This window comes from Sphingomonas sp. ERG5 (assembly GCF_000803065.1).
Taxonomy (GTDB): domain Bacteria; phylum Pseudomonadota; class Alphaproteobacteria; order Sphingomonadales; family Sphingomonadaceae; genus Sphingomonas.
This window is the reverse complement of sequence record NZ_JSXI01000014.1, coordinates 11,553-25,552: the sequence shown is the minus strand read 5'-3', so window position 1 is coordinate 25,552 and position 14,000 is coordinate 11,553. Positions and strand designations below refer to the sequence as shown.

At 63.3% G+C, this 14,000-nt stretch carries 9 protein-coding genes; 6 read left to right on the top strand and 3 right to left on the bottom strand.

All coding sequences use genetic code 11. From position 1 onward, the window contains the following. Positions 1 to 10 precede the first annotated feature (10 nt). Together OO12_RS03810 and OO12_RS03805 are read right to left on the bottom strand one after the other, a co-directional pair. Positions 11 to 730 carry a DUF3142 domain-containing protein gene (locus OO12_RS03810; protein ID WP_034157318.1) on the bottom strand — a complete coding sequence of 240 codons (720 nt, stop codon included), beginning with the start codon at positions 728 to 730 and terminating at the stop codon, positions 11 to 13. 3 nt (positions 731 to 733) lie between these two features. Next, a complete protein-coding gene (locus OO12_RS03805; RefSeq protein WP_152616261.1) occupies positions 734 to 2,827 on the bottom strand; it encodes a tetratricopeptide repeat protein in 2,094 nt (697 codons plus the stop codon). Between the two features lie 224 nt (positions 2,828 to 3,051). On the opposite strand from OO12_RS03805, the gene OO12_RS03800 reads away from it, so the two are divergent. After that, the gene (locus OO12_RS03800) at positions 3,052 to 3,624 is read left to right on the top strand and encodes a DUF1697 domain-containing protein (RefSeq protein ID WP_034157317.1); all 573 of its coding nucleotides are present in this window, start codon (positions 3,052 to 3,054) and stop codon (positions 3,622 to 3,624) included. Between the two features lie 312 nt (positions 3,625 to 3,936). On the opposite strand, the gene OO12_RS03795 is transcribed toward OO12_RS03800, so the two are convergent. Beyond that, on the bottom strand, positions 3,937 to 6,702 hold the full coding sequence (locus tag OO12_RS03795; RefSeq protein WP_034157316.1) for a LuxR C-terminal-related transcriptional regulator: 2,766 nt from the start codon (positions 6,700 to 6,702) through the stop codon (positions 3,937 to 3,939). 181 nt (positions 6,703 to 6,883) lie between these two features. Here OO12_RS03795 and OO12_RS03790 point away from each other — a divergent pair, with 181 nt between their 5' ends. The 5 genes from OO12_RS03790 to OO12_RS03770 all read left to right on the top strand — a co-directional run bounded on the left by OO12_RS03790 (position 6,884) and on the right by OO12_RS03770 (position 13,893). Further along, positions 6,884 to 9,508 carry a TonB-dependent receptor gene (locus tag OO12_RS03790; protein ID WP_235364673.1) on the top strand — a complete coding sequence of 875 codons (2,625 nt, stop codon included), beginning with the start codon at positions 6,884 to 6,886 and terminating at the stop codon, positions 9,506 to 9,508. Between the two features lie 67 nt (positions 9,509 to 9,575). Then, positions 9,576 to 10,346 carry a glucose 1-dehydrogenase gene (locus tag OO12_RS03785; RefSeq protein WP_034157315.1) on the top strand — a complete coding sequence of 257 codons (771 nt, stop codon included), beginning with the start codon at positions 9,576 to 9,578 and terminating at the stop codon, positions 10,344 to 10,346. Positions 10,347 to 10,370: 24 nt separating this feature from the next. Further along, entirely contained in the window at positions 10,371 to 11,174 is an 804-nt protein-coding gene (locus tag OO12_RS03780) for an SDR family NAD(P)-dependent oxidoreductase (protein WP_034157314.1), read from the top strand. A gap of 34 nt (positions 11,175 to 11,208) precedes the next feature. Then, positions 11,209 to 12,330 (top strand): DUF5938 domain-containing protein, encoded by a 1,122-nt coding sequence (locus OO12_RS03775; protein WP_034157313.1) that lies wholly within the window; start codon positions 11,209 to 11,211, stop codon positions 12,328 to 12,330. Between the two features lie 12 nt (positions 12,331 to 12,342). Beyond that, positions 12,343 to 13,893 carry an AMP-binding protein gene (locus OO12_RS03770; protein WP_034157312.1) on the top strand — a complete coding sequence of 517 codons (1,551 nt, stop codon included), beginning with the start codon at positions 12,343 to 12,345 and terminating at the stop codon, positions 13,891 to 13,893. Positions 13,894 to 14,000 lie beyond the last annotated feature (107 nt).

The following is a 14,000-nucleotide window of genomic DNA, read 5'->3' as shown; positions in this document are numbered from 1 at the left end:
CCGGCGCGGCTCATTCAACCGCGCCGTTTTGCAGGAAGACGACATAGCCCCTGAAGTTCGGATTTGATTCCAGCGTGGTGGGCGGATGCCACGCGCCGCCTTGCAGCAGGCCGATCCGGAACGGCGTCTTCATGCGATCGAGCCGGGAGAGATATGTCGCATAACCAGGGATGACGCGGCGGCCCTGATAGATTTGCAATACGATCTCATCGACCGTGCCGGCCAGTGCGTCGAGCCCCTTGGGGTCACCATTGGCGCTCCAGTCGAGCAATCCGGTGATGCCGAGCTGACAATCGGCAGGCAGGCGGCGCCGCAGGTCGGCCAGGAACACCGCATAATTTTCGAGGTGGCGCGTGCGGGCATCGAAATCGATCTGGATTCCCACCACCCGATTGCCGGCGGCGCGCCATCGGACAAGTTGCGCCCTCACCTGCTGATAGATCTGTGGCGGCCAGGCCAGCGTTTCGACCCGGACGACCATCCATATTTCCCGGCCCTTGATATGGGGCACAGCCGGACGCTGCTGAACCAGCCGAACGGGATTGCCGGACTCGACCTGCCCTTGCAGCAAATAGATCCGCTTCGCCTGCTTCAGCACCGGTTGCGGCTTTACCCCGGCCCAGAGCCAGAACGCGTCGTAACGGCGCGCATCGACCGTCTCCGCCGGAACCGGTGATAGCGACACGCTTGCCGCCGCAAGCAGAAGCAGGGTGATCGCTCCGCGGATCATCGATTACCAATAATATCGTAAGTTCTGCGCCCAATCCGACGTCGGATACTCCTTTTTCAGCCGGGCGAACCAAGCCTTGCGCTGGGCGCGGGGCACGTCGGTCCCGCCGCATTGATTGCTGCCGCCCGGCGCGTAGCAATTGATCGCGCGATACAGCGCATATGCTTTGCCGCGCGCCGGTGCCTGCGGGTCGGCGATAATCGATTTATAGACTTCCAGCCGTGAATAGGGCTGGCCCGGAAACAGCGATGGTGTGCCGCCGAGTTGATCAGCCGGTGGCTGGCTGTCGAACGCGGACTGATCGAAACCGTTCACCCGCACGAATTCGGCCAGGCACAGACGCGCCGTCACATCGCGCGGCGCCTTCGCCAGTGACATCATGGTCTGCCGGAAAGATACGCAGCCATAATCCCCCATGTTGCCAGGCTGCAGGAAAACTCCCAGCGGCGGATCATCCGTCGCGGCAAAATCATACAGGCTGCTCCCCACCGGCGCATTAGCCGGCACGGCTTTCAGATCGTCGAGAAAGTCCTGATACAATCCATGCCCCATCTCCTTGTACAATAATGTGGCAAGCGCCACGCCACGTTCGTGGCGCGGAATATTGCCATCCCTGGCCTGGCGTCGGAGCAATTGCGGCCCCGCGACATTCTTGAGCAATATCTCACGGATATCCGGTGCCCCAACCGGCGATTCCTTGGCGAAGATTCGCTCGAGGCCGGCGGAACGTTCGTCATGCAGCGCCAGCGCGAGTTCGAGCGCGGGGCGTTCGAACGGCAATGTCGCGCCCGGAAGCATCTCGATCCAGAAACCGCGCGCGTTGCGATCCCGGCTTTGCTCCAGCGCCATGCCGCGCAGCATTTGCCGGCTGAACTGGAGATAGTCGAACACGCGCTGCCGCGCCGCGTCCGGAATAAGCCGCAAGACATCGGCAGGACGGTTGTCGACGAACAGCGCATGGGCGGCGAGCAGATGTTCGAACAGCGCCGGATTGCCGGAAAAATGCGCACGCTGCGCCTGCAGCTCGCCAAGCGGGATCGGCGTCATGCAGCAGTCATTGGCCTTATCGCTATCGGGTCCACGCATCCGCGCGAGATCCATCACCGCAAGCAGGGTCGGGTCCGTCGTATTGGCTGTCGTGAGAAGCGGCAGCAGCTTGTTGTCCACTTCCTGCGCGAGATCGGCGGCATCGATGCCGCGTTTTTCCGGGGCCAGTTTGAATAGTGCGACATATTCGGCCACCAGCTTTTCGGTTCGCCGCCCCAGCCAATAGACCCGCCGCAACAAGCCTCGCGCCGAGATACTGTAGCGCCCCTGCGGATACGCGCGGAGATAGTCGCGCAAATTCGTCTCGGCCGCATCGATGATCCCGGCCTCAGCCGAAAACCCCGCCTTGGGGGAGCCATATTCGTCAAAGGCATCGATCTGGGCACGGTTCACTTCGACGCGCGCCAGCATGTAGCGCGCTGTTTCCGCAACCCATGACTGGTCCGCCCCAGCCAGACTCCGGAACACCATGGCGGCGGCATCATAGTCCCCCGCATAAAAAGCAGCCGCGCCCGTCAAATAGCGCTCGAATAATTTTCCGTGTGGCGATTGGATGCCCTTGGCAAACGGCGCCGTTCCAACCGCCGCCGTACAGTTCGGTTGCAACGTGCGCCGGGCGCGGACCAGCTCGACCCGGTCGCGCTCCGGCACCTTGCGCTCCGCCTCGACCGCCGCCACGAAATCGTCCGTGCCGAAATGATTGCTCAGGCAGCGCGACCCCTCACCATTGGCATAATTGAGATTGGCGGTCGTTTCCGGACCCGAATAAGCATGGCCCGAAAATGTCGACCAATCGAACAAGGGGCCCGATTCCGGCCCCGATTTCAACGGAGTCACAGCTTGTTTCGGGGTGCCTCGACCGATCAAAAGCACCAGATTCACCCGCGTATCGTTGCCGGGCGACAGGATCGCCATGCTATCGCAGCCGGTCATGTCGCGATGTTGCAGCTTCCAGGACGTCGAACATCCGAAATCGCCGCTCGCCATTGCCGGCACTGACCAGCCAAGCGCGGCGAACAGCAGGACAAGCGACACGTAAATCCGGGACATGGCGACCTCTTCGCAACCGATTGTCTCTTGTATCGATCTCGACCTAAAGGTCGAGCCGCAGCCCTTCAGGATGCGCAACCACAGCGACATCAGATCGGACTTTGGAATTTGAGCTCAATGAACTCGCGACTTATCCTCGGTTCGCGCTACGTCCCCTTAATGATATTGCCCGAACGCGCCCGTGCTCCGCGACCTTGTGATCCTGTCGGCGGTTGAGCGATCGGATGCCAATCAAAATCGCCCTGTTCCGCAGCATGGTGATCGGCGACCGCCGGCTGACGCGCGAGGCGTTGCTGCGCATCGCGAACGCGGTCGGTGGCGCCGATGCCCGGACGGTGATCGCCACCGGCAATCTCCTGTTCCGATCGCGCAAGAGCGTGGGCCGGCTGACCCGCGAGCTCGAAGCCGCCTGTGCCGAGGAATATGATCGCGCGACCGAGATCGTCGTCAAGACAGCAGAGGAATGGCGCACGATGCTCGCCGCCAATCCCTTCGCGGCAGAAGCGCTCGAAACGCCGTCACGCGTGATCCTCTGGGCGATGCGCGACCCGCTGCCCGATCATGGACTGGAACAGCTCCACCGGCGTGCACGCGGCACTGAGCGTATCGAGCGCATCGCAAGCGGCGATTTCTATTGCTGGTTCGGTGACGGCGAAATCGCGGACTCAAAACTGATCGGCGGGTTCGGCCTGAAATCGCTCGGCGCGGTCGGCACCAACCGCAACTGGAGCACCGCAACCAGGATCGGCGCGGCTCTCGACGAGATGGCGAAGCGAGACCGGTCCGCCCACCAGTGATTCAACAACATTGCGGGATGCCGCACGGTGAGGGTCGGACGAGACGCCAGGCCGGCGCTCTTGACCGCGCTCTTTCACATGGCCGGGAAGCACTGAGCAATATCGCCCCTGTTTCGATCGAAATGGCCCTGTTATTGCCCCTGTTCCGCCCTGTTTTCATAACAGGGGCTGATCCCACCAAGCCACTGAAAACAAGCAAATAATCTGGCAACCGGATCCAACAATAACAGGGGTGAAAAATACCATGCCAAAAACAGGAGATAACAGGGGGTAACAGGGGCGAAAGGCCGATGGCGATGATCGAAAAGCGCCCTAGGCCGGCGCGAGCGACAGGCCCAGTGTCGAGGCATTGCGTACCGCTTCCGCCCGGTCCTCCGCGCCCAATTTGCGCATCACATTCTTGAGGTGCCATTTAACCGTTTCAGGGGTGAGGTGGAGCCGCCGCGCAATCTCCTTGTTCGAATCGCCATTGCCGACCGCGGTCAGCACATCGATTTCGCGCGACGTCAAAATGGAGAAAACGGTGAGGCCGGTCAGCGCCGTGTCATTGGCCGTCGCCTTGGCGGACATGCGCGACTGGCCAACCTGATCGACCAGCGACAGGAACGAATTGGGCGCATAGCCGCCATTGGTCAGTTGCGCCATCGCCCCGACCCCGGTGACTTCAAGTACATCCTGGATCGTGCGACGGAAGCCGCTTTGTGCGGCGTGATTGAGCAGATGGACCGTGTCGAGATCGACCATCCGGTCGCAGCGCCCGCTGAGTTGCGGCAGCACCATGAACAGGGCGGCCTTTAGTTTGAGTTCGGTGTCGTTGGTCCGGTCGGCGAGTGCGGCGAGCCTTTCGGCAATCTGGTTGAGGCGCGGACGGTCGCTGGCTTCGATCGCGGCATAGACGCGCGCCTCGGCAAGGATCGCGAAGACCCGCGCGTCGAGCGACAGCGGCTGCGCGATCGCCGCTTCTTCCATCGCCAGCGGCAAGAGCGCATCGGGATCCATCGTCTGGGGCAGGCCGAGCCGCGCACGTTCGACGATGCTGCTTGCCTGCAAGCGGCGCCAGCCGCGTTCATATCCCAGCAGTTCAGTATGCTCGATCAGCGACGCGGCCTCAGCGCGCAATCCTTGCTGCGCCGCGATCCGCACCGACACCAGATAGGCATGGATCACCGCTTCGTGGAAACAGGCCTCGTCGATGATCGGCATCCGTCCGTCGAGCACGGCGGCGGCAGCGGGCAGGTCGTCACGCTCATACAGGCTGCGCGCCAGAAACGGCGCGAGCAATGCCGATGAAGCGGATTGCGGCCCGGCCAGCCGGTCGGACAGATCATAGCCGATACGGAAAGTCCGCTCGGCTTCCTCGAGCTGGCCCTGTGCGCGAAAGCAGGAGCCGATGATCGCATGACGATAGGCGGTCGGGAAGATCTGCTCCGCACGCTGCGCATAGAGCTGCGCCGGCCGCACCATATCGTGCACCAGCCGGTGATCGCCACGGTGGAGTTCGCAATAGGCTGCGGCGTTGCGCACCGCGCGTTCGACGAAACTTCCCTCATCACGCGACGCGTCGAGAAAGGAGCGGCCCTGGCAGATCGCGGCATCGAGCCGATCCTCGAACACGGCGAGGAAGATCGTCTCGATCCCGGCCAGTTCCTGCTGGAACGCCGCGCGCTCCGCATCGTCCGGCAGCCCGGCGACACGCTCGCGCAGATCATCGAGCAACGGGCGCGCCTGTGGCCGCAGGCAAAGCGTCAGCGCCCAGGCCTCGGCCAGCCGCAACGGAATGCGATCCTCGATCACCGCACTCGGTAGCCGCGCGATCCAGCCGAGCAGCGACAGGACGTCGGACCGTTCCAGCATCGGCATCGCGGCCTCGGCAATCAGTGCCGCCGCGCCCTCGGCATCGCCGCCCTCGAACGCATGCCCGATCGCCTCGGCCAGCCGGCCCTGCCCGGCAAACCAGCGGCTCGCCCGTTCGTGCAGCTCCGGCAGCGCCGCCGGGTCGGTTCGCGTCAGCTGCGCGAGCAGGAATTCGCGAAACACCGGATGGATACGGAACCATGCCCCGTCATCGTCGAGCGGCTGGACGAACAGATCCTGCTCCGCCAGCCAACGCAGCATTTCCGCGGCCTCTGTCATGCCGGTCAGGGCCTGACACAAATCGGCGCTGACCGTCTCGACGATCGCGCAATGAGTCAGGAAGCGGCGATAGGCCGGCGTGAGATAGCGCAGGATATTCTCGTCGAGATAATCGCTCAGCCAGTGCGCGCTGTGTCGGGTCAGGCCAATGTCGAACAAGGCATCGTGATTGTTGCGCAGCGCCGCCGAACCGATGCGCAATCCGGTCACCCAGCCGCTCATCGCTTTGTTGAGGATATGGATTTCCGTCTCGTCGAGCCCTGCCCCCGACCCGGCGAGCAAGTCGCACGCCTCGTCGTCGCGCAGCCGCAGATCCTCCACCCCGACCCGGAGCACCATGCCGCGGTGATTGAGGTGCGCCAGCGGCAATGCCGGCTGAGTCTGGTAGATCAGCACGATGTGCAGATTGGCCGGGCAATGCAGCAGCAGATAGTTGAGGAATTGCAGGATGCGGGGATCGGTCAGCCGGTCGACATCGTCGAGGAACAGCGCGAACGGCTCGGCGCTGTCATGGATCGCGTTGATCAGGCGCGTGGCGATCGACACGGGGGGGACCAGCGCATTGTGGATCCAGCCTTCGCCTAGTGAATGCGATGCCAGGGCCGGTCGAACCGCTTCCATGATGTAGGAAATCGCCCGCGCGGATTCGTCGTCATCATAGTCGAACGAGACCCACCCGGCCCGGCAGCCCTGCGCCGCCAGCGCGTGATACCAGTCGCCACACAAGGTCGATTTGCCATAACCGCTCGGCGCATGAACCACGCACAGGCTGTGATCGAACAATGATGCCAGTCGCTGGCGGTGCCGGTCAAGCGCCACGGGATGCGCCGGCCGCAGCGGCGGCGCCAGCTTGCTTCTGGTGAACAGGATCGCGTCAGAGGAAGCGGCGAGAAGATCACCATCATCTCGCGTGTCGATCAACAGTCGCGGCCGCGAACTTGCCATCACTCTCCTACTCCCACCATAACCTGCCCAGCCCGGCTCCGTCTGGCAAGTGTTGTTCGGGTCCGGGGGTTACGCCCCCCCGCCGTCCCCCCCATCGCATCGATTGTGGTCGGTGCCCCCTCCCGCCTAGCGTCTGTTCAAGACAGGCGCCCAACGAGGCGCGACCTTGGGGAGAGTGATGATGACGAAGCTCCACCTGCTGGGCAGTTGCGCGTTGGCCGCCATGACGATGACATGGTCGGCATCGGCCCTGGCGCAGGATAGCGCACCGGCACCCACTGCTCCTGCCGCCACTCCTGTCGACGCCGTTGCCGAACAGGATAGCGGCGGCCTTGGCGACATCGTCGTGACCGCGCAGAAGCGCGCGCAGAATCTGCAGGACGTGCCCGCCGCCATTTCGGCGATCAACGCCGAGGCATTGCAGGCACGCGGCATTACCGAGACGTCGGATCTGATGGGTGCGATCCCCAGCCTGCAGGTAACGACGCCTTATGGCCGTACCCAACCCAATTTCGCGTTGCGCGGCATCTCTGTCGCGAATGAATTCTCCGCCTCGACCGCCTCGCCGGTCGGTGTCTATGTCGACGAAGTCTATCAAAGCTTCCGCGCCAGCCATGGCCAGCAACTCTATGATATCGACCGGGTCGAAGTGCTGCGCGGACCGCAGGGAACGCTCTATGGCCGCAACACAACCGGCGGCGCGATCAGCTTCTTCACCCGCAAGCCGGAATTGTCGGGCTATAATGGCTATGCGACGGTCGGTTACGGCAATTACGACACCAAGACCGCCCAGGCCGCGGTCGAAGCGACCCTGGTCCCCGACAAACTCGGCATCCGCATCGCCGGCACCTGGGCGAAGGGTGACGGCTGGCAATATAACCCAGCGCAGAACCGCCATGTCGGCACGACGGATTCGGTCGGTGGGCGCATCTCGCTGCGCTGGAAGCCAAGCGACCGGCTCGACGTCAATCTGAAGCTCTATGTCGCAACCGACAAGCCGCTTGGCGCCAATGCTTATGGCATCGGCCAGCTCGATGGCGGACGCGATGCGCTTGGTTATTCGCGCTTCGATCCGGCGCAGAATGGCGGCCGCGCGCTCGGCCGGGATGAGGTCGCCGCCAATACCGGCGGCACGCTCTACACCAACTCCAAGGGCGTCGCGCTCAACATCAGTTATGAGCTGACCGACAACCTTACCGTCACCTCGATCACCGGCTACGACAAGGGCAAATACCGCAACGCCCCGACCGATTGCGACGGGTCGCCCAACGACCTGTGCTCGATCCGCTATTATTCGGAGAGCGAGAATTTCAACCAGGATCTGCGCTTCAATTATTCGGCCGGCAAATTCGATGTCGTCGCCGGACTCTATTACGGCAAGGACACGGTCAAGACGACCAATGAGCCCGACTTCTTCGGGGTGTTGCGCCCGCTCCTGCTCAGCCTCGGCGTTCCCGGCAGCACCAACAATGCCGCGATCGGCACGCCCGACGCGATCCGCTACATCCCCGGCTTCCTCGCCAACCCGGCGCTTCGTCCCGGCGATGCCGGCTTCTGCGACCGGATCGAGATCAACCCCAATGGCTTCCTCGATGCGCGCTCGCTGGTCGCGCTGCAGACCGATATCGCGCTCAACAATTCAGGCGGCGGCGGTTTCGGCGGCGCCTATTCCGCAGCGTGCCGCACCGCCGGCGCGCCACCGTTCGGCCCGATCCTGGGACGGCAGCGCTACGATGTCGAACGTCCCTCCAAGGCGATCTATGGCGACGTCACGTGGAAGGCCACCGACCGGCTGACCGTCGCACTCGGGCTGCGCTACACTTGGGATCAGGTGAATTACCTCAACGGCAGCACGATCCTGTACGATCTTGCCGGTACCACGCCGGTGGCCAATCTGATCCCCTATAGCCAGACCTATAATCCCAATCTGAAGCCACTCGAGCAGCGCGAAAAGGCCAACCGCCTGACCGGCAGGGCCAATATCAGCTATGAATTCGCCGACGATATCATGGGCTATATCCAGTATAGCCGCGGCTATCGCAGCGGCAGCTTCAACGGTCTCGCCTATCAGGGCACCAATCAGGTCTATTACATCAAGCCGGAGAAGGTGAACGCCTATGAAGGCGGCCTGAAAATGCGCTTCTTCGACCGTCGCGTGCAGTTGAATCTCGCCGGCTTCTACTACGACTATGCCAATCACCAGGTGACCCAGGTGGTCGGCGCCACCACTTTCACGCGCAGCGCCAATGGCCGGCTTTATGGCGGCGAGGCCGAACTGACCGTGCAGGCGCTCGACAATCTCCGCTTCGACGCGGCGCTTGGGCTGCTCAACAGCAAATATACCGGCAATGTGCTCAACCCGGCCGACCCGAGCAGCCCGACGCGCAACGTCAACGGCAACCCCTTCCCCAACGCGCCGAGCACGACGTTCACTGCCGGGTTCGAATGGACAGCGATCGATACCGGCAAGCACAAGGTCACATTGCGCGGCGACACCAGCTATATGGGTAAATATTATTTCGACCCATTCGGCGACTATGGCCAAAGCCCCTGCGATCGTGCCGGCGCGCCCGGCAATATCCGCCCGGCGGGGGTCGGGATCACCTGCGGCAACCCGGGTTACTGGCTGTTCAACGGCCGCCTCACTTATGAGCTCGACAAGAAATTCTCGGTCAGCGTGTGGGGCAAGAACCTGACCAACAAATATTACTACACTTACGGTCTCAACATCGACGTGTTCGGCCTCGACTACCTCAATCGCGGTATGCCGCGAACCTATGGCGTCGAAGCGACGATGAAGTTCTGATCGCGCATTCGCGGGCGGCACGCCTTCTCCCCGAAAAGCCGCCCGCGGATAACCCAAGGCCCATCCCATGCAGCGCTTCACTGACAGGATCATTCTCATCACCGGCGCGGCGCGCGGCATCGGCCGAGCCGCCGCCGAGGAGTTCGCGCGCGAGGGTGGAATCGTCGTCGCCACCGATATCGACCGGGACGAACTGTCGACGGCGGTGCGGGCAATGACAGAACAGGGCCTGCGCGTTGCCGGCCTGCACCAGGACGTGACTGACGAGAATCGCTGGGCGGAGATCATCGCCGGCATTGTTGCGCAGCATGGCGGAGTCGATGTGCTGGTCAACAATGCCGGTGCGGGCTTCCTCAAATCGATCGAGGAGACCAGCGGCGCGGATTGGCGGCGGCTGATGGCGATCAATCTCGAAAGCGTGTTCTACGGCACCCGCGCAGGCATCGCCGCGATGAAGCAGCGCGGCGGTGTGATCGTCAATGTCGCGTCGATCGCCGCCAATGTCGCCGAGCCGATGTTTCCCGCCTATAATGCGACCAAGGGCGGCGTTTCGATGTTCACCAAGGCGGCCGCGGTGGACTGCGCGCGCAGGCGCTATCCGATCCGGATCAACTCGCTCCACCCGGGCTATGCCGACACCAAGCTGGTCAGCGACGCGATCACCGCGCTGGGCGACGACGCGGCGGCGTTTGCCGAGGGAGTGGCCGCCGCCATCCCGCTCGGCCGCCTCGCCACGCCGACCGAGATCGCCCGCCCCTTGCTGTTCCTCGCCAGCGACGACGCTTCCTACATGGTCGGCAGCGAACTGGTCGTCGATGGAGGCTATATTGCGGTCTGATTTCAATTCGAAGGAGGTACTGCGATGAGCAAGTTCGACCTGGCCGGGCGCAAGGCCCTGGTCACCGGTGGCGCGACCGGCATCGGTGCCGGCACCGCCCAAGCGCTGGCCGCAGCGGGTGCGGCGGTCGCGATCCTCGATATCGACGAAGCTGCCGGACGCGCCACCGCCGCCGCACTGGGCGCATCGGGTGCCACCGCCTGTTTCGTGAAGCTCGACGTCTGTTCCGACGCTGGCTGGGAGGCCGTGATCCCGGAGGTCGTTGCCGGGATCGGCGGACTCGACATTCTGATCAACAATGCCGGAATCGAAATCTCCTCGCTGCTGATCGACCAGTCGGCGGACGATCTGCGGCGGATGTGTGACGTCAATATCGTCGGCACCGCGCTTGGCATCAAACATGGCTTTCGCGCGATGAAACCCGGCGGCGCGGCGGGCCAGGGCGGCGCGATCGTCAACATCGCCTCGGTCGCGGCGACCATCCCCTTCCCCGGCATTGGCGGCTATTCGGCGACCAAATCGGCGGTTGACCGCATCACCCGCATCGCCGCGGTCGAATCCGGCAAGCTCGGTTACGGCGTGCGCGTCAATTGCGTCTTTCCCGGCCTGGTGCCCACCGCAATGGGCAGCAAGCTTGCCGTCGACATGGCCGAGATCGGCCTGTGGCCAAGCCCTGAGGCAGCGGTCGGCGACGTGATCGGCCTGACCCCGCTCGGCCGGCTCGGCGAGGTCGCCGACATGGCCGACGTCGTCGTCTTTCTATGCAGCGACGCCGCGCGCTTCATCACCGGCACCGGCCTGTCGGTCGATGGCGGCATGGGCAGCTGAAACACTCGTCAACCGGATCAGGAGCAGGGGACTTATGAGCAGCAGCAAACCAGTCATCGTCTATGGCGCGTCGGGCTATACCGGCCGCCTGGTGTGCGAATATCTGCGTGAATTGAACGTCCCCTTCATCGCCGCGGGCCGCGACCGGAAACGAGTCCAGGAAGTGCTCGACAAGGTCCCGGGAATCGAGAGCGCAGACTATGAAGTGGTCGAGGTCGAGCATTCGGTTGCCGCCCTCACCAAGCTGTTCAAGGGCGCCAGCGTCGTGTGCAACATGGTCGGCCCGTTCATCAAATACGGCCCCGAAGTGGTCGAGGCCTGCCTCGCCGCCGGGTGCCATTATATGGACACCACCGGCGAACAGGACTGGATGATCGAAGCGCAGGAGAAGTGGGGGGCGAAGTTCGCCGCCAAGGGCCTGCTGCTCTCCCCTTGCATCGCGCAGATGTACACCACCGGCGAGATCGCGGCGAACATCGCACTCGAAACACCCGGGCTCGATACGCTTGATGTGCTAGTGTTGTGGAAGGGTTTCCCAACCTATGCCTCGACTCAGACGATCTTCACCATCCTCAAGGCGAAATGGTTTTATCTCGAGCAGAATCACTATGTTCAATGGCCGATCACCTCGACCTTCGAAGTCAATGTGCCAGGCCAGCATCTCAATACGCTCGCTCTGCCCTGGGGCGGCACCTCGCACCCGATCTGGTTCAAGAACGACCCCCGCGTCGCCAATGTGAAGGTCGCCGGCGGCGTGTTCGCGCGCGAAGTGATGGAGGGCGTGGTGGCGATGACCAAGATGGTCGAAACCGACATCCTGCCTTTGCCCTTCGCCGAACAGGAAGTGGCGCTCGCCAAGATGGCGGATTCAGTCCAGGCCGATATGCCGCCGCGCGAAAACCCGCGGCTCAACACCACGATCGATTCAGTCCATGCCTCCGGCCCGCTTGGCCGCGCGCATGTCGTGATTCATGGCAATTGCAACTATAAGCAGACCGGTTTGCTGCAGGCCTGGGCAGCCTATTCGCTGCTCCAGCAACCGCCACGCCGCGCCGGCTTCGCCTCGGCCTGTCAGGCATTCGGCCATCGCGAACTGCTTGGCGTGCTGCGCAGCTTCGGACTGGTGATGAAGCCGATCCTGACCGTTCACGACTGATCGGAGCGACGCGTGCGATTAGTCGATTTCCTGGACAAGGGCGCGTCGCTCGGCAGTGCGGCGCCGTGCCTGACGATGGGTGAAACCAGCCTCTCCTATGGCGAGGTACAAGCGCTGACCCACCGTATCGCGCGCGGCCTCGATCGTTCGGGGATCAAGCCGGGCGACCATGTCGCGATCCTGTCGGGCAATGATCCGGTCGCCTTCGCCGCGGTCTTCGCGATCTCGCGAGCGGCCTGTGTGTGGTGCCCGATCAACCCGCGCAACGAAGCGGCCGAGAATGCCTTCGTGCTCGACAATTTCGACTGCGTCGCGCTGATCTTCCACAGTAAGTTCGCCGATCTGGTCGACGAGTTACGCCCGTCGCTGCCCAAGCTGCGCCTTCTGGTCTGCCTCGATGCCCTGCAGCCCTTCGCGCCGTCGCTGGCGCAATGGCTCGAAGGCGTCGACGATGCGCCGGTCACCGCCATACCGGTCAGCGACCTGGCGATGATCCCGGGCACCGGCGGCACTACCGGCAGCCCGAAAGGCGTGATGCTCTCCAATCAGAATCTGGAGACGATGACCGCGCTCACCTTGATGGGTTATCCGTTCGAGGGACGGCCGATCTATCTCGCCATGGCGCCGCTCACCCATGCGGCGGGCGTGCTTGCTTTCCCGATCCTTGTCCTTGGCGGCGAGGTGGTGATCATGCCCTATCCCGATATCGGCACCTTTCTGGAACTCGCCGGACGGCACCGCGCGACCCATACATTCCTCCCGCCGACCCTGATCTACATGCTGATCGATCATCCCGCGCTGCCCGCGACCGACCTCAGCACGATGCAATGCTTCTGGTACGGCGCGGCGCCGATCTCAGCGGCACGGCTCGAGGAAGCGATCGACAAGATCGGCCCGGTGATGGCGCAATTGTTCGGCCAAACCGAAGCACCGATGATGATCTCGATGATGCACCCGCGCGATCATTTCAACGCCGACGGCAGCATTGCGCGTCACCGCCTGTCTTCTGCCGGACGTCCCGGACCGCTGGTACAGATCGAGATGATGGATGCCGATGGCACGCTGCTGCCCCGCGGCGAGCGCGGCGAGATCGTCGTGCGCAGCCGGCTGGTGATGGATGGCTATTACAGGGACCCGAAAGCCACCCGGGCGGCGAGCCGCCACGGATGGCATCGCACCGGCGATATCGGCTATCTCGACGCCGACAATTTCCTGTTCATCGTCGACCGCGCCAAGGACATGATCATCACCGGCGGGTTCAATGTTTATTCGGCCGAGGTCGAACAGGCGCTGTTGCGCCATCCGGCGGTACAGGATTGCGCGGTGTTCGGCTTGCCCGACCCTAAATGGGGCGAGCGCGTCTGTGCGGTCGTGCAACTCCGCCAGGGCCAGAGCGCCGATGGCAGCGAGATACTGGCAAGCGTGAAGGCCAGCATCGGCAGCGTGAAGACACCCAAATCGATCGAGATCTGGCCCGACCTGCCGCGCTCGAAAGTGGGCAAGGTGCTCAAGCGCGAAATCCGCGCCCAGGTACTGGAAGCGGAGAATTCTTCCGGCGGATGAGAGGCGGCCGGCTGGATGTCGGCACAAAACCATCGCGCTAGCGGCGGCGAAGAGACATGCAACATTACGGTATCCCAAATCTCCCTCACTCGTCCCCGCAGCTCTGT